The organism is Maricaulis sp. CAU 1757 (assembly GCF_054482675.1).
The window spans coordinates 174,648-201,481 of sequence record NZ_JBTLRI010000002.1 but is presented as its reverse complement, the minus strand read 5'-3'; the positions used below and the strand labels follow the sequence as shown (position 1 = coordinate 201,481).

At 65.5% G+C, this 26,834-nt stretch carries 28 protein-coding genes and 1 pseudogene; 15 read left to right on the top strand and 14 right to left on the bottom strand.

Going from position 1 to position 26,834, the window contains the following annotated elements:
* The first annotated feature begins 13 nt into the window (after positions 1-13).
* Positions 14-430 (top strand): alternative ribosome rescue aminoacyl-tRNA hydrolase ArfB, encoded by a 417-nt coding sequence (gene arfB / locus ACXYMR_RS07280; protein WP_458942152.1) that lies wholly within the window; start codon positions 14-16, stop codon positions 428-430.
* A 319-nt stretch (positions 431-749) separates the two neighbouring features.
* On the opposite strand, the gene ACXYMR_RS07275 is transcribed toward arfB, so the two are convergent.
* From ACXYMR_RS07275 to ndk, 3 genes are all read right to left on the bottom strand, one after another.
* Positions 750-1,370, bottom strand: coding sequence for a LysE family translocator (locus ACXYMR_RS07275; RefSeq protein ID WP_458942150.1), 621 nt, complete (start codon positions 1,368-1,370; stop codon positions 750-752).
* Between the two features lie 26 nt (positions 1,371-1,396).
* Positions 1,397-2,413: an adenosine deaminase gene (locus tag ACXYMR_RS07270; protein ID WP_458942149.1), complete on the bottom strand. Its 1,017-nt coding sequence runs from the start codon at positions 2,411-2,413 to the stop codon at positions 1,397-1,399.
* Positions 2,414-2,572: 159 nt separating this feature from the next.
* The gene (gene ndk / locus ACXYMR_RS07265; protein WP_458942148.1) at positions 2,573-2,995 is read right to left on the bottom strand and encodes a nucleoside-diphosphate kinase; all 423 of its coding nucleotides are present in this window, start codon (positions 2,993-2,995) and stop codon (positions 2,573-2,575) included.
* Positions 2,996-3,107: 112 nt separating this feature from the next.
* On the opposite strand from ndk, the gene ACXYMR_RS07260 reads away from it, so the two are divergent.
* The gene (locus ACXYMR_RS07260; RefSeq protein ID WP_458942146.1) at positions 3,108-4,988 is read left to right on the top strand and encodes an ABC-F family ATP-binding cassette domain-containing protein; all 1,881 of its coding nucleotides are present in this window, start codon (positions 3,108-3,110) and stop codon (positions 4,986-4,988) included.
* 224 nt (positions 4,989-5,212) lie between these two features.
* Positions 5,213-5,551, top strand: coding sequence for a hypothetical protein (locus ACXYMR_RS07255; RefSeq protein ID WP_458942145.1), 339 nt, complete (start codon positions 5,213-5,215; stop codon positions 5,549-5,551).
* 11 nt (positions 5,552-5,562) lie between these two features.
* Here the strand turns inward: ACXYMR_RS07255 and ACXYMR_RS07250 are convergent, their stop codons facing one another.
* From ACXYMR_RS07250 to ACXYMR_RS07235, 4 genes are read right to left on the bottom strand one after another with little or no spacing between them, the layout of a single operon-like run.
* The gene (locus tag ACXYMR_RS07250; RefSeq protein ID WP_458942143.1) at positions 5,563-5,973 is read right to left on the bottom strand and encodes an I78 family peptidase inhibitor; all 411 of its coding nucleotides are present in this window, start codon (positions 5,971-5,973) and stop codon (positions 5,563-5,565) included.
* Between the two features lie 39 nt (positions 5,974-6,012).
* Positions 6,013-6,339: a hypothetical protein gene (locus tag ACXYMR_RS07245; protein WP_458942141.1), complete on the bottom strand. Its 327-nt coding sequence runs from the start codon at positions 6,337-6,339 to the stop codon at positions 6,013-6,015.
* Positions 6,336-6,803, bottom strand: a complete 468-nt coding sequence (locus ACXYMR_RS07240; protein WP_458942140.1) for a DNA polymerase III subunit chi — start codon at positions 6,801-6,803, stop codon at positions 6,336-6,338. Before ACXYMR_RS07240 ends, ACXYMR_RS07245 begins: the two co-directional genes overlap by 4 nt.
* A 49-nt stretch (positions 6,804-6,852) precedes the next feature.
* On the bottom strand, positions 6,853-8,337 hold the full coding sequence (locus ACXYMR_RS07235) for a leucyl aminopeptidase (RefSeq protein WP_458942138.1): 1,485 nt from the start codon (positions 8,335-8,337) through the stop codon (positions 6,853-6,855).
* Positions 8,338-8,459: 122 nt separating this feature from the next.
* On the opposite strand from ACXYMR_RS07235, the gene ACXYMR_RS07230 reads away from it, so the two are divergent.
* From ACXYMR_RS07230 to rsmA, 6 genes are all read left to right on the top strand, one after another.
* Positions 8,460-9,602 (top strand): LptF/LptG family permease, encoded by a 1,143-nt coding sequence (locus ACXYMR_RS07230; RefSeq protein WP_458942137.1) that lies wholly within the window; start codon positions 8,460-8,462, stop codon positions 9,600-9,602.
* Positions 9,599-10,699, top strand: a complete 1,101-nt coding sequence (locus tag ACXYMR_RS07225) for an LptF/LptG family permease (protein ID WP_458942135.1) — start codon at positions 9,599-9,601, stop codon at positions 10,697-10,699. Before ACXYMR_RS07230 ends, ACXYMR_RS07225 begins: the two co-directional genes overlap by 4 nt.
* An 83-nt stretch (positions 10,700-10,782) precedes the next feature.
* Entirely contained in the window at positions 10,783-12,975 is a 2,193-nt protein-coding gene (locus tag ACXYMR_RS07220; protein ID WP_458942134.1) for an LPS-assembly protein LptD, read from the top strand.
* An 81-nt stretch (positions 12,976-13,056) separates the two neighbouring features.
* Positions 13,057-14,331, top strand: coding sequence for a peptidylprolyl isomerase (locus ACXYMR_RS07215; protein ID WP_458942133.1), 1,275 nt, complete (start codon positions 13,057-13,059; stop codon positions 14,329-14,331).
* On the top strand, positions 14,331-15,344 hold the full coding sequence (pdxA, locus tag ACXYMR_RS07210) for a 4-hydroxythreonine-4-phosphate dehydrogenase PdxA (protein ID WP_458942132.1): 1,014 nt from the start codon (positions 14,331-14,333) through the stop codon (positions 15,342-15,344). Before ACXYMR_RS07215 ends, pdxA begins: the two co-directional genes overlap by 1 nt.
* Entirely contained in the window at positions 15,341-16,207 is an 867-nt protein-coding gene (gene rsmA, locus ACXYMR_RS07205) for a 16S rRNA (adenine(1518)-N(6)/adenine(1519)-N(6))-dimethyltransferase RsmA (protein WP_458942131.1), read from the top strand. The genes pdxA and rsmA overlap by 4 nt, the downstream gene beginning before the upstream one ends.
* On the opposite strand, the gene gmk is transcribed toward rsmA, so the two are convergent.
* The 7 genes from gmk to fabD all read right to left on the bottom strand — a co-directional run bounded on the left by gmk (position 16,194) and on the right by fabD (position 22,166).
* The gene (gene gmk, locus ACXYMR_RS07200) at positions 16,194-16,850 is read right to left on the bottom strand and encodes a guanylate kinase (protein WP_458942129.1); all 657 of its coding nucleotides are present in this window, start codon (positions 16,848-16,850) and stop codon (positions 16,194-16,196) included. The two genes, rsmA and gmk, sit on opposite strands and share 14 nt — an antisense overlap.
* Positions 16,840-17,724, bottom strand: coding sequence for a YicC/YloC family endoribonuclease (locus tag ACXYMR_RS07195; protein WP_458942128.1), 885 nt, complete (start codon positions 17,722-17,724; stop codon positions 16,840-16,842). The genes gmk and ACXYMR_RS07195 overlap by 11 nt, the downstream gene beginning before the upstream one ends.
* 2 nt (positions 17,725-17,726) lie before the next feature.
* The gene (gene mltG, locus ACXYMR_RS07190) at positions 17,727-18,767 is read right to left on the bottom strand and encodes an endolytic transglycosylase MltG (protein ID WP_458942127.1); all 1,041 of its coding nucleotides are present in this window, start codon (positions 18,765-18,767) and stop codon (positions 17,727-17,729) included.
* A 20-nt stretch (positions 18,768-18,787) separates the two neighbouring features.
* Entirely contained in the window at positions 18,788-20,071 is a 1,284-nt protein-coding gene (fabF, locus tag ACXYMR_RS07185; RefSeq protein WP_458942125.1) for a beta-ketoacyl-ACP synthase II, read from the bottom strand.
* 9 nt (positions 20,072-20,080) lie between these two features.
* Positions 20,081-20,317 carry an acyl carrier protein gene (locus ACXYMR_RS07180; protein WP_458942123.1) on the bottom strand — a complete coding sequence of 79 codons (237 nt, stop codon included), beginning with the start codon at positions 20,315-20,317 and terminating at the stop codon, positions 20,081-20,083.
* Positions 20,318-20,474: 157 nt separating this feature from the next.
* Positions 20,475-21,212: a 3-oxoacyl-[acyl-carrier-protein] reductase gene (gene fabG / locus ACXYMR_RS07175; RefSeq protein ID WP_458942122.1), complete on the bottom strand. Its 738-nt coding sequence runs from the start codon at positions 21,210-21,212 to the stop codon at positions 20,475-20,477.
* Positions 21,213-22,166, bottom strand: a complete 954-nt coding sequence (gene fabD, locus ACXYMR_RS07170; RefSeq protein ID WP_458942121.1) for an ACP S-malonyltransferase — start codon at positions 22,164-22,166, stop codon at positions 21,213-21,215.
* Positions 22,167-22,408: 242 nt separating this feature from the next.
* Here fabD and rpsF point away from each other — a divergent pair, with 242 nt between their 5' ends.
* From rpsF to ACXYMR_RS07140, 6 genes and pseudogenes are all read left to right on the top strand, one after another.
* Complete coding sequence (rpsF, locus tag ACXYMR_RS07165; protein WP_458942120.1) at positions 22,409-22,762, top strand: 30S ribosomal protein S6; 354 nt, start codon at positions 22,409-22,411, stop codon at positions 22,760-22,762.
* Between the two features lie 12 nt (positions 22,763-22,774).
* Positions 22,775-23,029: a 30S ribosomal protein S18 gene (rpsR, locus tag ACXYMR_RS07160; RefSeq protein ID WP_138510340.1), complete on the top strand. Its 255-nt coding sequence runs from the start codon at positions 22,775-22,777 to the stop codon at positions 23,027-23,029.
* Between the two features lie 14 nt (positions 23,030-23,043).
* Positions 23,044-23,685 carry a 50S ribosomal protein L9 gene (gene rplI / locus ACXYMR_RS07155; protein WP_458942119.1) on the top strand — a complete coding sequence of 214 codons (642 nt, stop codon included), beginning with the start codon at positions 23,044-23,046 and terminating at the stop codon, positions 23,683-23,685.
* Positions 23,686-24,011: 326 nt separating this feature from the next.
* On the top strand, positions 24,012-25,499 hold the full coding sequence (locus tag ACXYMR_RS07150; protein ID WP_458942118.1) for a replicative DNA helicase: 1,488 nt from the start codon (positions 24,012-24,014) through the stop codon (positions 25,497-25,499).
* Complete coding sequence (alr, locus tag ACXYMR_RS07145; RefSeq protein ID WP_458942117.1) at positions 25,480-26,598, top strand: alanine racemase; 1,119 nt, start codon at positions 25,480-25,482, stop codon at positions 26,596-26,598. Before ACXYMR_RS07150 ends, alr begins: the two co-directional genes overlap by 20 nt.
* A 63-nt stretch (positions 26,599-26,661) precedes the next feature.
* Positions 26,662-26,834, top strand: a pseudogene (locus tag ACXYMR_RS07140) (DNA repair protein RadA); the annotation flags it as partial.

Sequence of the window (26,834 nt, the reverse complement as noted above, 5' to 3'; positions counted from 1 at the left end):
GGGTCGCCGGACCATGCGCATCACCGACACGCTGGTCCTCGACGAGGCGGAAATCGAGGAAAAATTCATCCGCGCCTCCGGCCCGGGCGGCCAGCACGTCAACACCACCGACAGTGCCGTGCAGCTGCGTTTCGACGTCGCGGCTTCACAGGCCCTGAGCCCGTCCGTCAAGCGACGTCTGGTCAGCCTCGCCGGCTCGCGCATGACCAAGGAGGGCGTGCTGGTCATCCGGGCCGACAATGAGCGCTCCCAGGACCGCAACCGCAGCGCCGCCCGCGCTCGCCTGCGCGCCCTCATCGAACAGGCCCTCACCCCGCCCAAACCGCGCCGCAAGTCGCGGCCCTCGCTCAGCTCGATCAAGCGGCAGAAACAGGCCAAGGCCCGCAAGAGCGAAACCAAATCCCTGCGCCGCAAGCCACCGACGGATTAGCGTCATTGCCGCCAGGCCATCCAGATTCCTTGAGATTCGCGCCCGGCGCAGACCGGACCATTCATCTCATGCCAGCCAGCCGGCCTCAGGGTCTCAGCGCTGTCAAGGCCGCCTCCAGCGCCGCTCCGCGGGCATGCGCCTTGACAGCGCTGAGACCCTGAGGCGAACTCCCGGCAAGAGATCAATGGGTTATCGTGCGCGGTCGCGCCGACCCTGCTTCCAATAAAGCTCCGTTTCCCCCGCCCTTATGGCGAGGCCTCAAGTCCTGACTTTGCAAAAGTGGGTGGCCGCCCAAGCCAGCCGCGTCAGGCGCTGCGATCTACCCCAGCAGCACCAGCACCGCCGTCACCGCGATGATGGCAGCAATCGCGCCATTGAGCATCCGTGCCCAGCGCGGATCGCCCATGACACGCTTCAGCGTGCCGCCGGCGAGAATCCACGCCAAGCCACAAGGCGCCCCGAACACCGCAAAGGTTGCCACCATGATCAGGGCCCGCTCGCCCGTGCTTTCGGCCAACGCGACATAGGCGCCGGCGGCGGAGACCGTCATCATCAGGGCCTTGGGATTGACCCATTGGAACAACGCCGCCTCGTGGATGCGAAACGGACGCGTCCGCGTCCTGCCCGCCTTGCGCGCCTCGACGGGCAGCGGGTTGAGCGCCGCCTTGGCGAACAGCCACGCCATCCAGCCCAGCCAGACCGCGCCGCCGAGTTTCACCACCAGCAGGGAAAGCGGATACCGCTCCACCAGCTCGCCGAGCCCGAACACCGCCGCCACCAGCATGATGTTGAAACCGATATTGATGCCCAGCCAGTGCGGCAGCGTCGCACGCATGCCGAACAGCGCGCTCGACGTCATCATCATCAGATTGTTCGGGCCGGGCGTGATCGACATGGCGAGCACGAAGCCCACCAGGCTGGCATACAGGGCCATGTCCATGGCGTACTCCGGACCGGGAACAGGCCTTACAGGCTGTAGGCGACGTGGTCGATCTCGCGCAGGTGACGCTTGATCGCATGGCTCGGCAGGAAAGCGCCCTTGAAGGAATTGCGCGCCAGCGTGACCATGTCGACCTCGCTCAAATCCAGGGCCTCGGCAATGCGCACGTAATTGTCGTTCACATAGCCGCCGAAATAGGCCGGGTCATCCGAATTGATGGTGGCGCGCAGGCCCAGGGCCAGCATGCGCTTGAGCGGATGGGCCTCCAGTGACGGCACACCGCACAGGCGCAGATTGGACAGCGGACACACGGTCAGCGTCATCTGTTCGTCGACCAGGCGCCGCGTCAGTTCGACATCCTCGAGCGCGCGGTTGCCGTGGTCGAGCCGGTCGATATCGAGCCGGTCGAGGGCCTCGATGACGTATTCCGGCGGCCCCTCCTCTCCGGCATGGGCGACCCGCTTGAGCCCCTTGTCCGCGGCCATCGAGAACACGCGTTCGAACTTGGACGGCGGATGGCCCATTTCCGAGCTGTCCAGCCCGACCCCGTCAATGCAGTCGAGAAACGGAATGGCCTCGCGGAAAGTGGCAATCGCCGCCTCCTCGCTGAGATGGCGCAGGAAGCACAGGATCAGCTGCGAAGTGATCCCCAGCTCGCTCTCCGCCTGCTTGAGCGCGGAGTGGATGCCATTGACCACGGTCTCGAAGGCGATGCCGCGATCGGTGTGACCCTGCGGGTCGAAGAAAATCTCCACGTGCCGGACATTGTCGGCCTTGGCACGTTCGAGATAGGCCCAGGTCAGGTCGAAGAAGTCCTGCTCGGTCACCAGCACTTTCATGCCGACGTAATAGACGTCGAGAAAGTCCTGCAGATTGGAGAAATCATAGGCCGCGCGGATTTCCTCCACCGAGTTGAACGGGATCGTCAACCCGTTGCGCTTGGCCAGCTCGAACATCAGTTCGGGCTCCAGCGTGCCCTCGATGTGGAGGTGAAGCTCGGCCTTGGGCAGGCGCTGGACGAGGTCCTTGATGGCGGCAGTCATGGGCAAGCTCCGGCAAGTCTGGCGGCGGTCATGTGAGATGGCGCAGAGTGCAACCGGCAAGCCGTGGCGGCAAGCGGCGGCGCGCAGCGGGCGGGACAGACCCAAAGAAAAAGGCCCGGCGCAATGGCCGGGCCCTGATCCGTGCGGAAAGCACGTGGGTTAGCCGACGATCTCGTCATCGGAGAAGAAGAACGGGATCTCTTGCGCGGCGGTTTCCGGAGCGTCCGAACCGTGCACCGAATTGGCTTCGATCGACTCGGCGAACTCCTTGCGGATGGTGCCGTCAGCGGCATCTTCCGGATTGGTCGCGCCCATCACGTCGCGGTACTTGGCAATGGCGTTCTCGCCTTCCAGGACCTGCACGACAACCGGGCCGGAGATCATGAAGCCGACGAGGTCGTTGAAGAAGGGACGCTCCTTGTGCACGGCGTAGAAGCCCTCGGCCTGCTCGCGGCTCAGGCGGATGCGCTTCTGGGCGATGATGCGCAGACCGGCTTCCTCGATCTTGGCATTGATGGCGCCGGTCAGGTTGCGGGCGGTGGCGTCGGGCTTGATGATGGAAAAGGTGCGTTGCAGCGCCATGATGGAAAGTCCTTGGTTTGGGAAGGGCCCGGCCTGGGACCGGACAGGAAGGATTTGCGCGGGCTTATAGCGGCGCTTGCGCCGGCCCACAAGCCACGCTAACCGCCTTCCCATGCTTCACGTCAACGACCTCACCTACCGCATCGAGGGCCGACAGCTCTTCGACCAGGCAACCTTCATGCTTCCGGCCAGGACCCGCATGGGCCTGGTCGGGCGCAACGGCACCGGCAAGTCGACCCTGTTCCGCCTGATCCGCGGCGAGGTGGCGCCGGAAAGTGGCGAGGTCAATCTGCAGAAGGGCGCCCGAATGGGCTGGGTGGCCCAGGAAGCGCCCGGTGGCGATGACAGCCTGATGGACGTCGTGCTGGCCGCCGACACCGAGCGCGCCGCACTGCTGGACGAAGCCGAGACCGCCACCGACCCGCACCGCATCGCCGAGATCCAGACCCGGCTGGCCGATATCGAGAGCCACACCGCCGAGGCACGCGCCGGCACCATCCTGGCCGGTCTGGGATTTTCCGGCGAGGACCAGCGCCGCCCGTGCCGGGAATTCTCCGGCGGCTGGCGCATGCGCGTCGCCCTTGCCGCAACGCTGTTTGCCCGCCCCGACCTGCTGCTTCTGGACGAGCCGACCAACTATCTCGACCTGGAAGGCGTGATGTGGCTGCAGAGCTACCTCAAGACCTTCCCCGGCGCCGCCCTGGTGATCTCGCACGACCGCGACCTGCTGAACGGCGCGATGCAGAAAATCGCCCACCTCAAGGACGGCAAGGTCACCGTCTTCGAGGGCGGCTATGATGACTTCGAATCCGCTCTCGCGGAGCGTCAGCGCCTGCAGATGAAGATGGTCGAGAAGCAGGAGGCCGAACGGCGCCACCTGCAGAGCTTCGTCGACCGCTTCAAGGCCAAGGCGTCGAAGGCCAAGCAGGCCCAGTCGCGGGTCAAGCGTCTGGAGAAGATGCAGCCCGTCGCCACCATGGTCGCCGACCCGGTCGCCCCCTTCGACTTCCCCAACCCGCAGCGCCGCATGGCCCCGCCGATCATCCGCATGGTCGACCTAGTGGCCGGCTACGAGCCCGGCAAGCCGATCCTGTCCGGCGTCAATCTCAATATCGATCCGGACGACCGCATCGGCATTCTCGGCCGCAATGGTGCCGGCAAGTCGACCCTGGCCAAGCTGCTCAATGACGCGCTGGCGCCGCAGGCCGGCCATCTTCGCAAGCACAAGAAGCTGCAGATCGCCTTCTTCGCCCAGCACCAGATCGAACACCTGTCGCCGGAAGTCTCCGCCTACCAGCACGTCATCGAACTGATGCCGGACGCCACCGAGGCCCAGCGCCGCTCGCGCCTGGCCCGCTTCGGCCTGCCCGGCGACCGCCAGGAGACCCCGGCCAAGAATCTCTCCGGCGGCGAGAAGGCCCGCCTCCTGTTCAACCTCATCACCTTCGAGGGCCCGCACCTCTTGATCCTCGACGAGCCGACCAACCACCTCGACATGGACAGCCGCGCCGCCCTGATCTCGGCCATCAACACCTATGAGGGCGCCGTCGTGCTGATCTCGCACGACCGCCATCTGATCGAGACCTGTGTCGACCGGCTGTGGGTCGTCGCCGACGGCACGGTGACGCCCTATGACGACGATATCGAGACCTATCGCCAGAGCCTGCTCGGCCGCGCCCCGCGCGACGGCAAGGCGAAGAAGTCCGTGGCCATGGACGAGAAGAGCCAGCGCCGCCGCGAAGCCGCCAATGCCCGCGAACAGCTCAAGCCGCTGCGCGCCGCCTCCGCCAAGTGGGAGAAGGAAGCCGACCGCCTGCGCGGTGTCATCGAGGTCATCGACAAGGGCCTCGCAGCCCCGGGCCTCTACGAAAAGGACCCCAAGGCGGCTACCGAACTGCAGATCAAGCGGGCCAGGGCCGTGGAGCTGCTGGACACGGCTGAGACGAAGTGGCTGGAGGCCGAGGAAGCCGTCGAAGCCGCGATGTCAGACTGAGCGTTCAGTGCAAGGCTCGGACGGCAAAGCCTTTATCAGGCGTTAATGGATTTTTTTCATTTTGAGTTATATCCTATGACCTCACAACCAGAAAGGGTGTGAGGTCATGCGATCCGCAAGCGCAGCACGCGCCGCCGCGGCACGACGCGGCACTGACGCAAGGACGGCGGCCAGCCGCTCCGCCCTCAGCGTCCATGGCCCGGCGACGAGCCGGAGGGACTGCCATGCGTGTTGACCCACCCCGCCCGGCTTTCCCGGACCGCTGGCGCAAGCCCGACGCTCACCCGGACAAGCAGCACCAATCCGATCACGGAACCGAGAAGCGGCGCCACGCCGAAGCGGACACCGAGGCCGACCCGACGGTCATGCCAGAGCTCGACTGGCTGGACCATTTCACCGCGCCACTGGCCGAGAGACTGATGCCGGACGGGCCCGACACACCGGTCCCCGGCCCCCTCGACGCCCTCGAGCTGGCCCGTAGCGCCAGCACGGAACTGGCTCTCATCCGCGGCAATATCGCCAGCGGCCGCCCGGCCCTGGTGCAGCGGCTTTTCCATTCATGACGAGCGGCGGCTCAGCCGCAGGCAATGCTTTCCACCACGTCCCGGTCATCGACACGGATGGTCACCCGGTGCGGCAGGTATTCCATGGTCGTGACGCTATCCGGCCCGAGCACGCGGTACAGGCCCGGGAAGGCCGTCGCCGGCACCTGAACGCGGGGCTGCCCGACGAAATGCTGCAGGTCTTCCATGCCGCAGTTTCCGGTCACCGGGGGCTGTACGGGCGCCGCGCCGACGTCCTGCGCTTCGGTTATCGGCTCGAGATCGCCCGGCATGGCCGCCGCTGACGGCACCGTTTCCACGGGACGCGCCGGGGCATGCTCGGCCTGCCCGGCTGGCAGCTGATGAACGGAATCAGCATGCGAACACGCCGCCAGCATCAGGCCGGCGGCGCACAGGATTACGCTTCTCTGGAACATCGACATGGTTGGCTCGCTTGAAAACCGGTCTGCCGGTGGCAAGGCCTAGCGGCAGGAGGTCGCCAGAATGACGCCGGCATCACTGACGTCAAGGCTCAACCGGTCGCTGCGCGGCTGGCTCGGAATGGGCGTGTCGGGATAGGCCACGCGCACATGCTGGGACAGGCTGGAGACGTCGACCTCGTCGACCTGCTGGCCGCGCAGATAGGTCATGTGTTCGGCACCGCAATCGCTCGGTGCGTCGCTGGCCAGCATTCCGAAATCCTGGCTGCCGGAGGCGGAGCTGGCGGTCGTCGCGGCGCCGGAAACACCGGACAGGGCATGGCCCGCGGTAAAGATCGAAATGGCAATCGCCGGAATGATCAGTTTCACGCTTTCTTCTCCCACCGTCCTTCGGGGGATTGCCGCCAATAGGACACGTCATGGCCCTTTGACACGGCGCGCTTCCACAGGGTGCGCGCTTCTGCGACGGCAATCTCGTCACGTCCATCAAACATGACAAGAATACGCGTGAAGCCGTCGAATGGTTCCGGTTCGGCACCGTCTAGCAGCACCAGGATCTGAGATTGGTTAAGATTGTCTTGCCGCGTCGCGAGCAAAACCGGCTGGGTGTCCGCCCGGTCTTCGTCAGCCTTTCCGTGCGGCAGGAAACTGCTGGGCCGCGCGGTCCACAACTGATCGTCGAGGCGTTCGATGCGGCGCGCGTCCGGTGATACGACGAGGGCCCGCCAGCCGCGCGCCAGGGTCTTTTCCAGCAGGTCCGGAAGAACCTCCTCCACCGGCGAATGTTCGAGGTGATAGAACCAGACCTCGCAGGCGGCAGGCGTCTCGGTCATGGTGCGTCAGGGGCGGTGCCGGCCGGCACCGCCCTCTCCCTGTCGAAAATCAGGACTCGTAGTTCTCGCGCACAAAGCGGTCGAGAATGCGCACGCCCCAGCCGGTGCCCCAGCTCGGCTGGCGCGGGTCGTCCTTGCCGCTCATGCCGCCCATCGCCGTGCCGGCGATGTCGATGTGGCACCACGGCTTGTCGTTGACGAAACGCTTGAGGAATTCGGCCGCCGAGATCGATCCGGCGAGACGACCCTCGCCGACATTGCGCATGTCGGCATTCTTGGTCTCGATGTGTTTCTCGTAGTCCGGTCCCAGCGGCATGCGCCACACCGGCTCGTCCGCCGCATCGCCGGCCTTGGACAACTGGGCCGCGATATCATCGGAATTGGTGAAGATGCCGGCGCGCGTATTACCAAGCGCGATCAGCATGGCGCCGGTGAGCGTGGCCAGGTCGATCATCAGCTTGGGATCGAAACGCTGCTGCGAGTACCACAGCACGTCGGCCAGCACGAGACGGCCTTCCGCGTCGGTGTTGAGGATCTCGATGGTTTGTCCGGACATCGACTGGACGATGTCACCCGGGCGCTGGGCGTTGCCGTCCGGCATGTTCTCCACCAGGCCGACAATGCCGATCGCATTAACCTTGGCCTTGCGGCCGGCCAGGGCGCGCATCAGGCCGACCACGGCGGCCGAACCACCCATGTCGCCCTTCATCTCGTCCATGCCGGCGCCCGGCTTGAGCGAGATGCCACCGCTGTCGAAAGTCAGGCCCTTGCCGACGAAGACCAGCGGCTGCTCGCCTTCCTTGCCGCCATTCCATTTCATGATGGCGATATGGCTCTCGAACTCAGACGCCTGGCCGACACCGAGCAGCGCGTTCATGCCGAGCTCGCTCATCTTGGCCTCGTCGAGGATCTCGATCTCCAGGCCGTGCTCGGCCAGGCCCTCGATCTTCTTGGCGTAGGTTTCCGGGTTGAGCACGTTGGGCGGCAGATTGGTGACGTCGCGCGCCAGGTCGACCCCGTCGGCCACGGCGCCCCAGCTCTGCCAGGCCGCCTCTGCCGCGCTGACATCGTCGACGACGAAGGTGACGGTGGTCAGGGAGGGTTTCTGGTCGTCCTTCAGCTTGGTACGAAACTCGTCGAAGCGGTAGGCCGCCATGCGGGCGCCGAGGCCCATCTGGGCCGCCCCGTCCGCGTCCGTCTCGCCGTCGGCGCGAATGGTCACCTCGGTCTCGCCGCCGAGCAGGAGTTTGGCGACCACGGCGGCACCGGCCTTTTCAAGTCCACCGGAATTGAGCTTGCCCTTCTCGCCGAGGCCGAACAGCACGACACGGCTGGCATCCGAGCCGGCCGGTGCCATGACTTCAAGCGTCTGCCCCGACTTGCCGGTGAAGCGCGAGGCCTTGATGGCGCGCATCAGGGCACCTGACCCCGCCTGGTCCAGTTCGGAAGCCGCGCTCGACAGCTGGGTGTCGGCAAACACGGGGACGGCGATGGCGCCGGTTCCGGTTCCGGAGGCAGCAAATTGGATTTTCATGGCGATCCCTTCTGGTCTGGAGGCCAGCCCGAACTGAACGCCGGGCCGAAAAGATATGTCGGGGAAGTGGTATCCGATCACGCAGTGAGATAGAAGGCGGATCGCGCAGCACAAGCCGGGTCATGATTCTCGTACAACGTTATTTCTTCAACCAGTTGCTCTGGCCCTTCCTGACCGCAGTCGCCGCACTGGCCGGTCTGGCCTTGCTGACCCAGAGCCTGTCGAACGTCGATCTGGTCTCGAGCTATTCGCAGACGGCGCTGACCTTTCTCAAGGTCACCGTGCTGGCCCTGCCCCACCTGACCGCGCTCCTCGTTCCGATCGCGCTCTTCGTGGCCGTTCTGGGAAGCCTGAACCGACTGACAGCTGACAGCGAGACCATCATCGCCTCTGCGTCCGGCATGAGTCGCTTCGCGCTGGTTTCGCCGGTGCTGCGTCTCGGTGTCTACGTGCTGCTGGCCAACCTCGCCATAAACCTGTTTGTCCAGCCGCTCGCCTACCGCGAAATGCGACGATCGATCCACGACCTGCGCTCGGATGTGGCGGCAAGCCTGGTGACACCTGGAGCGTTCACCCATCTGGGATCGGGGGTCACCATCTACGCGCGTGAGCGTGGTCGCGACGGTCGCATGCACGACATTCTGATCCACGATTCGCGCGGCAGCGAACCCACCACCTATACCGCCCGCCAAGGTGTGGTGGTGCGGACCGACACCATGTCGGCCATGGTTCTGATCGACGGCAATCGCCAGGAGATCGACAACAACAACCAGCTTACCTACACCACGTTCGATCGCACCGAGTTCGACCTGGCCGAATTCATCGGCCCTGCGGACGCCCTGTTCTTCAAGGACAGCGACCGCTTCCTGCACGAGCTGGTCTGGCCGGATGCCGCCACGATTGCCCGGGCCGGAGGCCCCGAGAGCGCGTGGGCGGAAGCGCACTACAGGCTGTCTTCTCCGCTCTACAATCTGGCCTTCGCGATGATCGCGGCCGCCGTCTTCCTGGCCGGGGACTATTCCAGGCTGGGATATTCGAGGCGGGTCATGGTCGCGGTCGGCTTCGCCCTGTTCCTGCGCCTCGTGGGTTTCGCCGTGCAAACCGCCAGTGAAGACGATGGCGCCGTCAATGTCGGCCAGTACCTGGTCCCCTTGGCCGGTGTGGCAGCCGCCTTCGCAGTCCTCTACTGGCCCTCCGGCAAGCGGCCGCCGGGTCCGCAGCCCGAGCGCGAGACACTCGCCTTGGATACACGGGGCGGCTCATGATCGGTGCGCGCCTCAATCGATACATGCTGCTTCAGACCCTTGGCGGTCTGGCTGTCGCGCTGGCGACCATCAGCACCGTGATCATTCTGGTCGACTTCGTCGAGCAATCCCGGTCCATCGGTACCCGGGCCGATGTCAGCGTGCTTGAAGTGCTGGCCCTGACCCTGCTCAGGGCGCCTTCGCTCATCGAGGAAACCCTGCCCTTCGTTTTCCTCTTCGGCATCCTGACATCACTGTTCCGGCTCAACCGTCGCAGCGAACTCATCGTGATGCGGGCCTCCGGGATGTCCGCCTGGCGGATTCTGGCGGCCCCCATGGCCTTTGCCCTGGTTGCCGGAGTGGTGGGGGCGCTGGTCCTCAATCCACTCGCGGCGGCCGGGCTTGCCGAGTACGAGGCCCAACGCAACGCGCTCATGAATATCCGGCCCGCTGGCGTGGAAGAGCCGGTCTGGTTGCGCGAGAGCAATATCGACGGTTTCACCGTCATCGCCGCGGAAAGCCTGGACGAGAACCGCCAAGAGCTGAACGAGCCGATATTCTTCATCTTTTCGGTTAGTGACGACAATGTCCCGACGCTCGAACGGCGCATAGATGCCGAAATGGCGAGCCTCAACGACCAATACTGGGAAATCGTCCGGGCCGTGGAGCGGGCACCGGGCGCCGATCGGCCGGCCCAGGAACTGGGCGACATTTCCATGCCCACCAGCATCAATCGCCAGGCCCTGTTCGAACGGTCGCGCTCGCCCGACGGAGTGCCCTTCTGGGATTTGCCGCAACTGATCGGATCGGCGCACAGCGCCGGCCTCGCCACTGAACGATATGAATTGCGTCTGCATACCCTGTTGGCGCTCCCGCTGACCCTGCTCGCAGCCACCTTGATCGCGGCCGCCGCGACCTTGCGTCTGCACCGGCTGGGGAATGCGGCGGCGTTCGCCCTTGCCGGTGGCATCGCCGGCTTCGTGATGTTCTTCTTTCAGGAATTGCTGCGTTCATTCGGCAATGCCGGAGCCCTCCCGCCACCGACTGCCGCCTGGTCCGCCCCGGCACTGACGGCTTTGATTGCGTTGATCTACATCGCCTCGACCGAGGACGGATGAGGACGTGGACGTGGGCGGACGGTTCGGCTAGTCATGACAAGACGATGCACGGCGGGGACCGTGGGTATGAGGGAGTTATTCGGATGACGTCATGCTATCGTCGCCTTGCGGCCATGCTGTGGGTCACCACCTCGCTGGTGATCGCAGGCCCCGCCCTCGGGCAAGACGTCGAAGTGTCCGACGCGCCGGTTTATCTGGAGGCGGACTCACTCGAGGACATTGCGGGGGTCGGCTATGTGGCGCGCGGCAATGTCCGGGTGCGCCAGCAGGGGCGGACCGTCCTCGCCGATGAACTGATTTACCGGCCCGACACCAATCGTGTCCTGGCCCGGGGCAATGTCGTCATTGTCGGCCAGACGCCCTACCCTCAATATGCCGACGAGGTTGAGCTCGACAGCGCCCTGTCGACCGGCGTGGCGCTCGGCTTCGCCAGCGAGCTGGAGAACCAGGGCCGGATCGCTGCCGCCGCGGCCATTCGCCGCGAGAACGGATCCTTGCAGCTGGATGACGCCTACTACACCGCGTGCGCGCTTTGCGAAGACGGCGAAGGCAACCCGACCTGGCGCCTGCGCGCCTCCGAGGTCGTCCAGGATGCGGAAGAACAGATGATCTACTACCGGGACGCCCGGTTCGAGGTTCTCGGCGTTCCTGTCCTCTACGCACCGGTTTTCGCTCATCCCGACCCCTCGTCGGAACGCCGCTCGGGCTTCCTCCTTCCTTCGGTCGGGGCCTCTTCACGGCTGGGTTTCGTCTATCAGCAGCCGTATTACTGGGCGATTTCAGAACATCAGGACCTGACCGTCGCGCCGCGCGCGATGACCAACGTCAACCCGCTCCTCTTCACCCAGTACCGCAAACGGTTCTGGTCCGGCTCGCTGGCCATGGAGGGCAGCCTGACCCGCGAATTCGAGATTGATGGCGATGGGGAACGCTACGGCGAGGAAGACTGGCGCTGGCACCTGTTCGGCGGCGGTCGGTTTGCCATCAACGAGGACTGGCGCTGGGGTTTTGGCGTGCAGCGCACCTCCGACGATTTGCACCTGCGGCGCTATGATTTTTCAGAGATTGATATTGATCGCGGCGCCCCGCTGATTGCGCCCACCCGCAGCCTCGTCAGCCAGCTTTATGCGGAGTCCCGAACGGAATCGCGCTATATTTCAGCGATTTCAGCGACATATCAGGACTTGAGACCGACCATCAATGACGACACTCTGCCGATTATCGCGCCGATGTTGCGCATCCATCAGATCCTCGATGGTGGCGACCGGCTCGGCAGGACCGAACTGACCGGCGACCTGACCGTCCTCGAACGCGAACAGGGAACCGATTACCGCCGGGCCAGCGTGGAGATCGACTGGCGCACACGCTGGGCGACGCCCCAGGGCCTCGTGATCGAGCCGTTCGCCTATGGTCGGACCGATTACTATTCCCTGTCCGACCTGCCCCTCACCGGCGCCCGGGCCTTTCCTGAAGAGGAAGACGATTTCTCCAGGGTTGTCGGCCTCGTCGGCACGGAATTCAGCTATCCGTTCTTCCGACCGGGCACCAATGTGGACTGGGTCATCGAGCCGGTTGCGGCGATTGTGGCATCCAGTGACGACACTGAGGCGAGCCGGATTTTCAATGAAGACAGCCAGGGCATCGACCTGAGCGAAAGCATGCTGTTCGAACCCAAGCGGGTAAGCGGCTTCGATGTTTGGGAGAATGGGGTTCGCGCTGATTACGGTGTCCGGGCGACCGCGCTGTGGGGCGACCGGGGACGGGCCCAGGCGTTCATTGGTCGCAGTGAACGCTTTGACGGCGATGCCGTTTTCGGTCCGTCCAGCGGGCTGTTCGAGGACAGTTCGGATTATGTCTTTGCCGGCGAGATCTTCATCGCGGGTTTTGCCGCGATCGTCGACACCCGCCTCGACACTGAGGATCTGGACATCAACCGGCTGGAAGTCGAAGCCAGCTATGTCAACAATTGGATGACGGCGACACTCGGTTACCTGGACTCCAGCGACGATGCCAGTCGCGGCCTGGAGCAGCGCGAGCTGCGCAGTTCTCTCGATCTGCGGCTGGTTCGCGACTGGTCGCTGATCGCGCGGGACACCTATGACCTGGACCGGGAGTTGCTGCGCGGCCGCGAAATCGGGTTTGCCTATCAGGATGACTGCACGCGCCTCGAGATCGTCTACCAGCGCGAGAATCTCGGCATTTCCCAGCTCGGACCGTCCGAGTCCATTCAGGTCCGGGTCACCCTGTTCACGCTAGGAAGTGTCGATCCCGACTGATTCCCTGACCCATTCACGGTGTCCTACGATTGCACCCGGTCCGAGTTCGGGTAATCTTCCGCGCCAAACAGCAAATTGCGAATGCCGATGACCTGCGTGAAATCCCTCGTTCTTGCCCTCAGCGCGTGCCTGGCCGTTCTCGGCCTCGCGACCGCCTCTGCCCAAACCACGGAGGGGGTTGCCGCGCTGGTCAATGACGAGCCAATCACCACGGTGGACGTGCGCAACCGCATGCGTCTGATCATCGCCTCGACCGGCATGACCCAGCTCGACGAGGAGACCCTGGCCCGCGTCCAGGACCAGGCCATCCGCGGCCTGATCGACGAGCACCTGCAGCTGCAGGCCGCCTCGGAATACGACATCACGGTCGAGGACGAGGAAATCAACCGCTCGCTGCTCGACCTGGCCAACCGCAATGGCACTACGATCGATACCATCATCGGCGACCTGCAGAGCTCTGGCGTCGACCCGTCGACCCTGCGCCACCAGCTGGAAGCCGAAATCGCCTGGCAGATCATCGTCAATGGCCGGTACGGCTCGCGCATCCGCATTTCGGAACAGCAGATCGAACAGGCCCTCGAGCGACTGGCGGCCAGCGCGTCGCAGCCCCAGTACCGGATTTTCGAGCTGTATTTCGAAGTCCCGGCGCCGGGCCAGGAACAGGCCACCATCCAGCGCGTGATCGCGGTCATGCAGCAATTGGAGCGCAACGTGCCTTTCCCGGAACTCGCACGCCAGTTCTCCGACGCCCCGTCGGCCGCCAGCGGCGGCGATATCGGCTGGATCACGGCCAATCAGCTGCAGCCGGAAGTGGCGGCTATCATGCCGCAAATGGTGCAGCAGTTTCAGGCCTCCAACCAGCAGGGCGCCCTGTCCAACCCGATCCAGGTTCCCGGCGGCTTCATGGTCATCGCCCTGGTCGGCGTGCGCGACGGCACCACGACGCTGCAATACGACCTGGTCCAGATCACCCTGCCGACCAGCGCCGTGACCGAGCAGAAGCAGATCCGTTTCCAGCGCGCCATGAGCGAAAACCCGACCTGCGCCGCTTCACAGTCCGTGGCCGATTCCCTCGAGGGGGCCCTGCACACGCCGCTCGGCAGTATCGGCACCGATGCCGTGCTGCCGCAGATCCGCGACGCCCTGGCCCCGCTCGATGCCGGCGACAATACCGGTGTCATGCAATCGGCCGCCGGCCTGCAGACCCTGATCGTCTGCGACCGTACCATTGCCGGACCGGGTGTCCCCAGCCGCGACGATCTCGAGGCCCAGCTGCGCGGCCAGCAATTGTCCCTGCACTCGCGCCGCTGGCTGCGCGACCTGCGTCGCGACAGCACCGTCGAGATCCGCGACTGATGACCCAGACCTCACCCATCGTCCTGTCGATGGGTGATCCGGCCGGTATCGGCCCCGAGATCATCCTCAAGGCATGGCAGGCCCTGAACGGGCACGGCCCGGTCCTCGCCTGTATCGGTGATCCGGGCACGCTGGCCGAGACTGCCAGACGCCTCGACCTGCCGACTCCGGTGACCATCTCGCACCCGACCGCCGCAGCGGCCTGCGCCGGCGCCCTGCCCGTCCTGCCAGCCGCCACCCTGCCGCACCGCCCGGTGCGCCCCGGCCAGCCCGACCCGGCCCACGCCGGCTTCATCCGCTCCGCCATCGAGTCCGGTGTCGAACTGTGCCGCGATGAGAGCGCCCGCGCCCTGGTGACGGCGCCGATCTCCAAGGCCGTGCTCTACGAGGCCGGCTTCGACTTTCCCGGTCACACCGAATACCTCGCCGAGCTAACCCGAGATCTGCCTGTGGACGGTCCTCGCGGGCCGGTCATGATGCTGTCGGGCGGAGGCCTGCGCGTGGTCCTGACCTCGATCCACCAATCGCTCAGGAGCGCCATCCAGTCGCTGTCGGCCGAGCGCATTGCGGAGGTCGCCCGCATCACCCATCACGCCCTGCGCCAGGATTTCGGCATTACTGCGCCGCGTCTGGCACTGGCCGGGCTCAACCCGCATGCCGGTGAAGGCGGCTCGATGGGCGATGAAGAGCATGACATCATCAATCCGGCCGCTGCGGCCCTGCGCGCCGAGGGCATCGACATCACCGACGCTCTGCCGCCCGACACCCTGTTCCACGCCGAGGCGCGGTCCGGCTATGACGCCGCCGTCTGCCTGTATCACGATCAGGGCCTGATCCCGGTCAAGACGCTCGACTTCCACGGTGGCGTCAATATCACGCTCGGCCTGCCCATCATCCGCACCTCGCCGGATCACGGGACCGCCTTCGCCATCGCCGGGAGCGGCAAGGCGCAGCCAGACAGCCTGATCGCCGCCATCCGCCAGGCCGACGAAATCGCGGAGCGCCGGCCATGAACCTCGATGCCTTGCCGCCTCTTCGCGACGTCATCGCCGCGCACGGCCTTGGCGCCAAGAAGGCGTTCGGACAGCATTTCCTGCTCGATCTCAATCTGACCGGCAAGATCGCCAGCCTGGCCGGCGATATGAGCGAGAGCGCCGCCATCGAGGTCGGCCCGGGTCCCGGCGGCCTGACCCGTGCCATCCTCGCCGCTGGCGCCGCCAGTCTGACCGTGGTCGAGAAAGACGCCCGTTTCCTCGACGCCCTGGCCGAGATCAACACCGCCAGCGGCGACCGGTTGCGCGTGGTCCAGGCCGACGCGCTGGACGTCGACGAGGCGAGCCTCCTGCCCGAGGCCAGCCGCCGGGTCATCCTGTCCAACCTGCCCTACAATGTCGGCACGCTATTGCTCATCAAATGGCTGGAAGCCGATCCGGTGTGGTGGCATCGCGCCGTGCTGATGTTCCAGCGCGAAGTGGCCGACCGCGTCGTCGCCACGCCGGGCAGCAAGGCATACGGCCGCCTTGCCGTGATCTGCCAGTCGCGCTGCGCCGTGCGCATGCCGCTGAAGATACCGGCTCGCGCCTTCACGCCGCCGCCCAAGGTCGAATCGGCCGTGGTGGTGCTTGACCCCTTGCCCGAAAGCCAGCGCTTCGACGATGTCGAGGCCCTTGGCATCGTCACCGCCTCCGCCTTCGGACAACGCCGCAAGACCCTGCGCCGCAGCCTCGCCCAGGCCGCAGGACAGACGTCTGCGAGCGCCGAGGACCTGCTCGCCACCGCCAGGATTGACCCTGGCGCGCGCGCCGAGACCATCAATGTGAAGGGGTTTCAGGCCCTGGCCCGCGCCTGGCGCGCGGCCCGGACTACTGGTCCATGATGGCGTCGACGAATTCCGCCAGCCAGGGATGCCGGATGCGCTTGAGGCGCTCGGCGTGGAGGATCTCCGTCAGCTTGTCGAGGGCCCGCGCGAAATCGTCATTGACGATGACATAGTCATACTCGGCCCAGTGGCTGATCTCGTCCTTGGCGCGTGCCATGCGGTCCCGGATGATATCGGGGCTGTCCTGACCGCGCTTGCGCAGCCGGTCCTCCAGCAGGGCCAGCGATGGCGGCAGGATGAACACCCGTACCACATCGTCCGGGGCCTGTGCGGCGAGCGCCTGGGCGCCCTGCCAGTCAATATCGAAGATCACGTCGCGGCCGACATCGATGGCGTCCATGACCGGCTTCTTCGGGGTGCCGTAATAGCGCCCGAAAACCTCGGCCCATTCGAAGAATTCGTCGCGCTCGATGGCGGCCTTGAAGTCTTCCACCGACATGAAATGGTAGTCCTCGCCATCGGTCTCGCCGGGACGCGGCTGGCGCGTGGTCGCGGACACCGACAGGATGACGTCGGGATTCTGGCTCAGCAGGCGCTTGGACAGCGTCGTCTTGCCGGCCCCGGACGGGCTCGACAGCGCCAGGAGGACACCGCGGCGGCGACCGCGGAAGATGGCGCCGGAAATACCGTCACTCGACATTCTGTACCTGCTCCCTGAACTGGTCGACCGTGTTCTTGATCGCCAGCCCGATCCTGGTGAGTGAAGAATCAGAGGACTTGGAGCATAATGTGTTTGCCTCGCGATTGAACTCCTGTGACAGGAAGTCGAGCTTGCGACCTGCAGGTGATCCGCCGGCCAGCAAGGCTCGCGCCGCCTCGACGTGGGCGTCCAGCCGTTCCAGCTCCTCACGAACATCCATGCGTACCGCCAGAGCCGCCGCTTCGGTGGCCAGGCGGTCGGCATCGAGCCCTTCTGGCAACAATTCGGTGAACTTGCCGGCAATGCGGTCACGGATCGCCTCTAGCCGCACGGCATCGCAGCGTCGTGCGTCGGCGGACAGCGCGGCCAGAGTGTCGACATGTCCTGCCAGGATATCGTGCAGCTGGCGACCTTCTTCCAGACGGGTCTGACGCAGGTCTTCCAGCGCGTGTTCAAGCCCCTTGAGAACCGCCGCGTCGAGGGCTTCGTCCTCCTCCGGGTCGCGCTCCGCATCGCGGCGTTCGATGACACCCGGCACGGCCAGAAGCCCGTCAAAGCGCGCCACATCCACCTGCCCCGCCTGGACATAGGCGTGCTGGGCTTCCAGCAACCGGTCGATCAGCTCGGTGTTGAGCGTGATGGCCGCCTCGCCCGCCTCCCGGCGCAGCTGCAGCGAGCACTGCAAATTGCCGCGATGGAAATACGCCTTGATACAGTCGCGAACCCGCCCTTCCAGGCGGTCGAATCCGGTCGGCACGCGACATCGGGCATCGAGCCCCTTGCCGTTGACCGAACGCACCTCCCAGCTCCAGGCCCAGTTGCCACACTGACCGTCGGCACGGGCAAAACCGGTCATGCCGGAGAGCTGGCTCATGGTCAATTTCCTTCGCGCCGCCGTTCGCGCTCGATGCGCCGCCACTGCGCCACATTACGCTGATGGTCGCGATAGTTCGAGGCGAAGGCATGCCCGCCAGTGCCGTCCGCGACGAAGAACAGGGCATCGCTCTCGGCCGGGTTGAGCACCGCGGCAATCGATTCGCGCCCCGGATTGGCAATCGCCGTCGGGGTCAGACCGGCATGGTGGTAGGTGTTGTAGAGGTTGTCGATATTGTCGAGTTCGGAGCGCCGGATGCCGCGGCCGAGCGGCATGCCCTGGCTGATGCCGTAAATGATCGTCGGATCACTCTCCAGCCGCATGCCGCGGCGCAGGCGATTGACGAAGACGGAGGCCACCAGCGGTCGCTCGCTGGCCACACCGGTCTCCTTTTCGACGATCGAAGCCAGGATGATCGCCTCCTCCGGGGTGTCGAAGGGCAGGTCCTCGGCCCGGTTGGGCCACAACTCCTCGATCAGCGCCTGCTGCGCCGCCATCATGCGCGCGATCACTTCGCTGCGCTCGGTGCCCCGGTCAACGAGGTAGGTCTCCGGCAACAGGCTGCCTTCGGGCGGAATCTCCGTGATCTCGCCTTCCAGCACATCAACGCCTTCAAGGGTGGCGACGATCATGGCGCTGGTCAGGCCTTCCGCGAAGGTCACAGGGTGACGGATCACGTCGCCGGACCGCAGCTTGTCGTAGATCTCCGCCATCGAGGCCCCGGCCGGGATCAGGTACTCGCCGGCACGCAAATCCCGATCACCCTTGTCGAGGGTCACCGCGACCCGGAAAATGCGGCGGTCCTCGATCAGCCCTTCGCGTTCCAGCTGGGCGGCGATCTGGATCAGCCCGGCCCCGCGCGGCAGCAGGATCACCCGGTCCTCGGCCACCGGACCCGGCTCGGTGAATTCGTGCTGCATCCAGCGATAGCCGCCATAGGTCGCGGCACCCGCAAGCAGGGCCATGACCAGAACGAAAATGAGAAAGCCGACCAGGTACCGGACGAGCCGGTTGCCGGTCTTCGGCGCAGCGGCCTCACCCATGCGGATACCCCTGATGCGATTTACTCGGCGGCGACAAATACCACGGAAGCATTTGTGCCTCCGAACCCGAAGGAATTGGACAGCGCCGCACGCAGCGGCCGCTTCACCGGCGCGTTCGGCGCCAGGTTTATCGGCGTCTCCACCGACGGTTGGTCCAGATTGAGGGTCGGCGGGCAGACATTGTCGCGCAGTGCAAGGATCGAGAAGATCGCCTCGATGGCACCCGCGGCTCCGAGCAGGTGACCGGTTGCCGACTTGGTCGCCGACATCACCAGCTCTCCGGCATGATCGCCGAACAGGCGCTCCACGGCCCGCAGCTCGATCTCATCGCCGAGCGGCGTCGAGGTCCCGTGCGCATTGACGTAATCGATGTCCGACGGTTCCAGGCCGGCATTACGCAGGGCCGATTGCATGGCCCGGTAGCCGCCATCGCCGTCATCGGCCGGGGCCGTGATGTGGTGCGCGTCTCCGGACAGGCCGTAGCCCTTGACCTCGGCATAGATGGTCGCGCCGCGTGCCTTGGCGTGCTCGTATTCCTCGAGTACCACGACACCGGCACCCTCGCCCATGACGAACCCGTCGCGGCCCTTGTCATACGGGCGCGACGCTTTTTCAGGCGTATCGTTATATCCGGTCGACAACGCCTTGCAGGCCACGAAACCGGCAATACCGAGACGGCAGATCGTCGCTTCCGCGCCGCCGGCCACCATCACGTCGGCATCGCCGTGGGCAATCAGGCGCGAGGCATCGCCAATGGCGTGCGCGCCGGTCGAGCAGGCCGTCACAACGGCGTGGTTTGGTCCCTTGAGCCCGTGCCGGATCGACACCTGGCCGGAGACCAGATTGATCAGCATGCCGGGAATCACGAAGGGCGAGAGCTTTCTCGGGCCCTTTTCGTGCAGCAGGACGGAATTGTTGTAGGTGGTCTCGAGGCCGCCAATGCCCGATCCGATCATCACGCCGGTACGGTACTGGTCCTCGTCGCTTTCGGGCGACCAACCCGAATCAGCCAGGGCCTCGTCGGCAGCGGCAATGCCGTAGAGGATGAAGTCATCCACGCGGCGTTGGTCGCGGGCGCTCATGACGGTTTCGGGGTCAAAGACACCCTCTTCGCCGGCGCGCCCGCCACCGCGTCCGTCGCTGCGCGGCACGAGGCCGGCGATCCGGCAAGCCAGATCACCTGTCTCGAAATGTTCAATCGGGCCGATCCCGGACTGGCCGGCGAGAAGTCGTTTCCACACGACTTCCCGCCCGCAACCCAGTGGCGTGACCAGCCCGATACCCGTGACAACGACGCGACGCATTGTGGGAGGCTAGTTCACCTTCGCGGAGATGAACTTCACGGCGTCCCCAACCGTCTGGATGTGCTCGGCGGCGTCATCCGGGATTTCGATATCGAACTCTTCTTCGAACGCCATCACCAGCTCGACATTGTCCAGCGAGTCGGCCCCGAGATCGTCGATAAAGCTCGCATTCTCGGTCACCTTCTCGGCGTCCACATCGAGATGCTCGATGACGATTTTCTTCACACGTTCGAGAACGTCAGACATTTCAGACCCTCATAGTAAAATACCGCGGCACTATAGCGGCGCAGGACAGGACGGGAAGCGCCGAAATACAGGCATTCCCAAGATGCGCGGGCAACTAGCACACTAACTGGCCTGTGACCAGAATGCGTAGCCGCCCGCAAGAACGGAAGTTACAAAATCAAATCATGGCCATACCGCCGTTGACGTGCAGTGTCTGCCCGGTGACGTACTGGGCTTCCGTGCTCGCCAGGTAGACGACTGCGGAGGCGATATCATCACCCGAACCGAGGTCGCCGGCCGGAATCTTGGTGAGAATCGCCGAGCGCTGCTCTTCGGTCAGAACATCGGTCATCGGCGAGGCGATGAAACCGGGCGCCACGCAGTTCACGGTGACGCCGCGCGCCGCCACTTCCTGGGCCAGCGACTTGGAGAAGCCGATCATGCCGGCCTTGGAGGCGCAGTAATTGGCCTGGCCCGGATTGCCGGTCACGCCAACCACCGAGGTGATGCCGATGATGCGGCCCCACCGCGCCTTCATCATGCCACGCAGGGCGGCGCGGGTGAGCCGGAAATAGCTTTCCAGGTTCACCTTCATCACCGTGTCCCAGTCCTCGTCCTTCATGCGCATGAGGAGCTGGTCCTTGGTGATGCCGGCATTGGCCACCAGAATGTCCAGCGATCCCATCGCCTCGGCCGCCTGCTTGGGCAGGGCGTCAACAGCGTCTGCATCAGACAGGTTGCAGGGCAGGACGTGGGCGCGCTCGCCCAGTTCGTCAGCCAGCTCCCCGAGCACGTTCTCGCGCGTGCCGGACAGAGCCACCGTCGCCCCCTGGGCGTGCAGCTGGCGTGCAATCGCATTGCCGAGGCCACCGGTCGCGCCGGTGACGAGAGCATTCTTGCCGTTCAGGTCAAACATCTACTGGGTCTCCTTTATCGAGGCCGCGAAGGCCTCCAGGTCGGCCGCGCTGTTGAGCGCCACGCCGCTGGCATCCTTGGTCGTCCGCTTGAGCATGCCGGTCAGGACCTTGCCCGCTCCGGCCTCGGCAAACAGGGTGATTCCGCCCTCGCCTGCCATCCACTCGACGCTTTCGCGCCAGCGCACCCGGCCCGTCACCTGCTCGACGAGCTGGCGGCGGATCGTCTCGACATCATCGGTCGGACGCGCCGTGACATTGGCCACCACCGGAACGGCGGGCACGTTGATCGTCGCCGCGGCGAGCGCCTCGGCCATGGCGTCGGCAGCCGGCTGCATCATGGAACAGTGGAAGGGCGCCGAGACCGGCAGTTTCATGGCGCGCTTGAGCCCCAGCTCGCCGGCCTTCGCAATGGCCGCGTCAATGGCCGCCGTGGCTCCGGAAATGACGATCTGGCCGGGCGCATTGTCATTGGCGATCTGGCACACGCCGGCGCTACAGCCGGCATCGACCGCTTGCTGCGCCAGCGCCTCGTCGGCCCCGAGCAGCGCCGCCATCGTGCCCTCGCCGACAGGCACCGCCTTCTGCATCGCCCGCCCGCGCAGCTTCAGCAGCTTGGCGGCATCGCGGATCGACAACGCCCCCGCCGCAGCCAGCGCCGAATACTCCCCAAGACTGTGACCAGCGACAAACCTCGCCGCCTTGACGTCTACGTCAAATTCGTGCGCCAGCACCCGCATGACCGCCAGGCTGGCCGCCATCAGGGCCGGCTGCGCATTCTCTGTCAGGGTTAGGTCCTCGATCGGCCCGTTGGCCATCAGACCCGACAGGTCCTGGCCCAGCGCGTCGTCGACTTCCGACAGCACGGCGCGCGCCGCGGCAAAGTCCTTGGCAAGGTCCTGCGCCATGCCGACGGCCTGGCTACCCTGGCCGGGGAAGACAAAGGCAAGTGTCATCGGTCGAGTACTCCCCTCGATTGATCCTTGTGCGCTCGATACAGCCTGCACCAGTCCGCGCGCAAGGGCGCTTGCGGCTTGCATCGCTTCGGGCTTTCCGCTATGGCCCGCGCTTCGCTTGGTTGCGGTCCTGTTCCGTACGCGTCGACACATGGTGTGCCGGCCGGGAAACAGGAGCCGCCGTGGACCTGCCCGACCCTTCGGCCTGTCCCACGCCGCAACCGCTTACGAAGGGAGCCAGCATGGCACTTTACGAGCACATCTTCATCGTGCGCCCGGACGTTTCCCCGGCGCAGATGGAATCTCTCCTGGAAGAGACCAAAGCCCTGATCGAAGAGAAGGGTGGCAAGACCGGCAAGACCGAATACTGGGGTCTGCGCAATCTTTCCTACCGCATCAACAAGTCCCGCAAGGGACATTACGGCCTCATCGACATCGACGCTCCGGCGGGCGTTGTCGAAGAGCTCGAGCGCATGCAGCGCCTCTCCGAAGACGTCATTCGTCACATGACGATCCGCGTCGAGGAGCACACCGAAGAGCAGTCCGCGATCCTCTCCAAGAAGGATGATCGTCGTGGCCGCCGTGACCGCAACTAGAAAGGGCTGACGATGTCTTCTGGCAATATCTCGAATCTGCCGGCGCGCCGCCCCTTCATGCGCCGCCGCAAAGTGTGCCCGTTCTCCGGCGAAAACGCGCCGAAGATCGATTACAAGGATCCCAAGCTGCTGCTCCGCTACATGTCCGAGCGTGGCAAGATCGTGCCGTCCCGCATCACCGCGGTTTCGGCCAAGAAGCAGCGTGAACTGGCCCGCGCCATCAAGCGCGCCCGCCAGCTGGCCCTGCTGCCCTACGTGGTCGATTAAGGAGGACTGAAGTCATGAAACTGGTTCTCCTGGAACGCGTAGAAAATCTCGGTGCCATGGGCGACGTTGTCAGCGTCCGTCCGGGTTTCGCCCGCAACTTCCTGCTGCCGCAAGGCAAGGCACTGCGCGCGACCGAGGGCAATATGGCCCGCTTCGAAGCCGAACGTGAAGCGCTCGAGAAGCGCAACGCGGAACGCGCCGCCGAAGCCGCTGAGGCCGGCAAGGTGATCGACGGCGAGTCGTTCGTCATGATCCGCCAGGCTGGCGAAAGCGGCCAGCTCTATGGATCCGTGACCTCGCGCGACGTTGCCGAGATCGTGTCCGAGAGCGGCACCAAGGTGGCCCGCTCGCAGGTCGTCCTGCACGCCCCGCTGAAAACGCTGGGCCTGCACGAGATCCGCATCAAGCTGCACGCCGATGTCTCCGTCACCGTGACGGTCAACATCGCGCGCTCGCAGGACGAGGCGGAACGTCAGGCCGCAGGCGAGGACGTCATCGCCTCGCAGGCTGACGAGGATCGCGCCATTGCCGATGCTCAGGCGGCTGAACTGTTCGAAGCCAGCGAAGAAGGCCAGGAACTGGCTGCTCGCCAGGCCCAGGACGAAGTCGCCGAAGCAGACGCCCCGGCCAATGCCGAGGAAAAGGCCGACAGCTGATCCTGTCGTCCTTGACTGCAATTCAGACGGGCGGGCCTTGCCAAAGGCCCGCCCGTTTTGCGTTTGGTGGCCCTTTGCCACGGCACGCCCAGAGCTGTGGATAAAGCCTGTGCGCAAGCCCTTGATCTGGGCCGTGCCCCGCGTCCGCTTTTGTCACCCTTGGCCCTGATACTGCTCCCGAATCGCCACTTGCCAACACTATCCACAGGGGGCGCCGCACGACTGCACAAAGCCGCCCAATCGCAGGACGCTCGCTGGCGAACCGCCAGCCGCCCCGTTAAGACTGGCCGGCTCGCCCAAGCGCGACGACCGGGGACCACAGAATTATGACCACTGCCTTGCAGCCGTTCATCGCGGACGACGCCGAAACGGCCCTTGCCGAAACCGCACCGCACAACCTGGAAGCCGAACAGGCCTTCCTGGGCGCCCTCCTGTATGACAACGAGATGTTTCACCGCGTCGCCGACTGGCTGAAAGCGGAGCATTTCTACGACCCGGTGCATGGACGCATCTTCGAAACCGCCACCGACCTGATCGGTCGCGGCTCGCTGGCCGACGCCGTGGTGCTCAAGACCCATTTCGACCGCGATGACGGCCTGCGCGAGATCGGCGGCACGACCTATCTTGCCGTGCTCATGGAAAGCGCCGTCACCGGCAATGCGGCCATCGAATACGCGCGCATCATCTACGAGCTGGCCCTGCGCCGCGAGCTCATCCGCATCGGCAACGACCTGGCCAATGCGGCCGGCACCGACGCCGAAGTGAAATCGCGCGAGCTGATCCAGGACATCGAGCAGCAGCTCTACAACCTGGCCGAAGAAGGCAGTGCCTCGCGCGGCTTCGTCAGTTTCAAGCAGGCCCTGGCCGAGTCGGTCGAGACGGCCGCTGCCGCCTATGAGCGCGATGGCGGGCTGTCGGGCGTCTCCTCCGGCCTGCAGGCGCTGGACGAGAAGCTCGGCGGCATGCACCCGTCCGACCTCATCATCCTCGCCGGGCGTCCCTCCATGGGCAAGACCGCGCTGGCCACCAACATCGCCTTCGACGTGGCGCGCAATTACGAGTTCGAGATTCAGCCGGACGGCACCAAGAAGACCACCAAGGGCGGCGTCGTCGGCTTCTACTCGCTGGAAATGTCCGCCGAACAGCTCGCGACCCGCCTGATCGCCGACTATACCGGCATCCCCGGCTACATGATCCGCCAGGGCACGATCGACGCGGCCCAGTACGAGGAGATCCGCGACGCCTGCCTCGAGATCCAGGGCCTGCCGCTGTACATCGACGACACCGGTGGCCTGCCCATCTCCGCCCTCGCCGCCCGCGCCCGCCGCCTCAAGCGCACCCACGGCCTCGACCTGATCGTGGTCGACTATCTGCAGCTGGTGACCAGTTCCAAGGTCCGTTCCGGCGGCAGCCGCGTGGAAGAGGTCTCCGAAGTGACCCAGAACCTCAAGGCCCTGGCCAAGGAACTCTCGGTCCCGGTCATCGCCCTGTCCCAGCTCTCTCGCCAGGTGGAGAACCGCGAGGACAAGAAGCCGCAGCTGTCCGACCTGCGCGAATCAGGCTCGATCGAGCAGGACGCCGACGTGGTGCTGTTCGTCTATCGCGAAGCCTATTACAAGGAACGCGAGAAACCCCGCGAGGACACGCCGGAATACCTGGCCTGGGAAGAGGAATTCCGCCGCATCGAGAAGCTGGCCGAGGTGATCATCGGCAAGCAGCGCCACGGCGCCATCGGCACGGCCAAGCTCGCCTTCGACGGCTCGCGCACCAAGTTCATGGATCTGGACAATCGATTTGACGACCCGACGGCCTGACACCTTCGCCGAGCCCGCCCCGCGCCTGATCATCGATCTGGCCACCATCCAGCAGAACTACGCCCGCCTGCAGGCCATGGCACCCGGCGCCGAGGTCGGCGCCGTGGTCAAGGCCAATGCCTACGGGCTGGGGGCCATGGAAGTCGTGCCGGCCCTCGCCGAGGCCGGCTGCCGGCATTTCTACGTGGCCCATACGGCAGAAGGCCACGAGGCGCGCCGCGCCCTCGCCGGACGGCCCGCCGACATCTACGTGTTCAACGGCTTCTGGCCGGCCGACCTGCCGGCCTTGGTCAGCGGCAAGCTGTTCCCGGTGATCAACGACCTGGCCCAGCTCGACCAACTCGTCGCCATCGCGCCGGGCCTGCCCTGCGCCATCCATTTCGATACCGGCATGCACCGGCTCGGGCTCGATGCCGGTGAAACCGACCGATTGATGGCGCATCCCGAACGCCTGGCCGGCATCGATGTGCGCCAGATCATGAGCCATCTGGCCTGCGCCGATGCCCCGGACCACCCGCTCAACGAGACCCAGCGCCAGCGCTTCGAGCGCATCCGCGCCGCCTTCCCCGACATCCCCGCCAGCCTGTCCAACTCCGCCGGCACGCTGCTCGGCGCGGACTATCATCACGATGTCCTGCGTCCTGGCCTCGCCCTGTACGGAGGCGCCCCGGCCCCGGGCGGCGACAATCCCTTCCGCCCCGCCGTTCAGATCGAGGCGCCCATCCTGCAGGTGCGCACCCTGCCCGCCGGGGAAAGCATCGGCTATGGCGCCACCTATGTGGCCGACACGCCGCGCCGCATCGCCACCGTGGCCACCGGCTATGCCGACGGCCTGCTGCGCGCTTTCGGCGAAGGCGGATACGGCCGCGTCGGCGGAACACGGGTGCCCGTCCTGGGCCGCGTCTCGATGGATCTGATCGGCGTCGACGTCACCGGTATCACTGACACCCTGCATGCCGGCCAGTGCGTCACCTTCCTCGGCGACGATATCGAGGCGATGGCCGACAGCGCCGACACCATCTCCTACGAATTCCTCGTCCGTCTGGGCCTGCGTTTCCACCGCATCTACAAGCCGGCCCGCCCCTTCGCCAAAGCCTGAGACGCGCCCTTGCCGACCGGCCCCCGGGGCGCACAATCGCCGCATCCACAGCGAGACTGATTCATGGCCAAATCCGACACCGTCTATGTCTGCCAGACCTGCGGCGGCGTACAGCCCAAATGGGCCGGCAAGTGCGATGCCTGCGGCGACTGGAACACGCTGGTCGAGGAAGCCCCGTCGGCGCCGCTCGGCACCCAGGCCAGCGCGCCCAAGCGGCGCGGCCGCGCCGCCCGGCT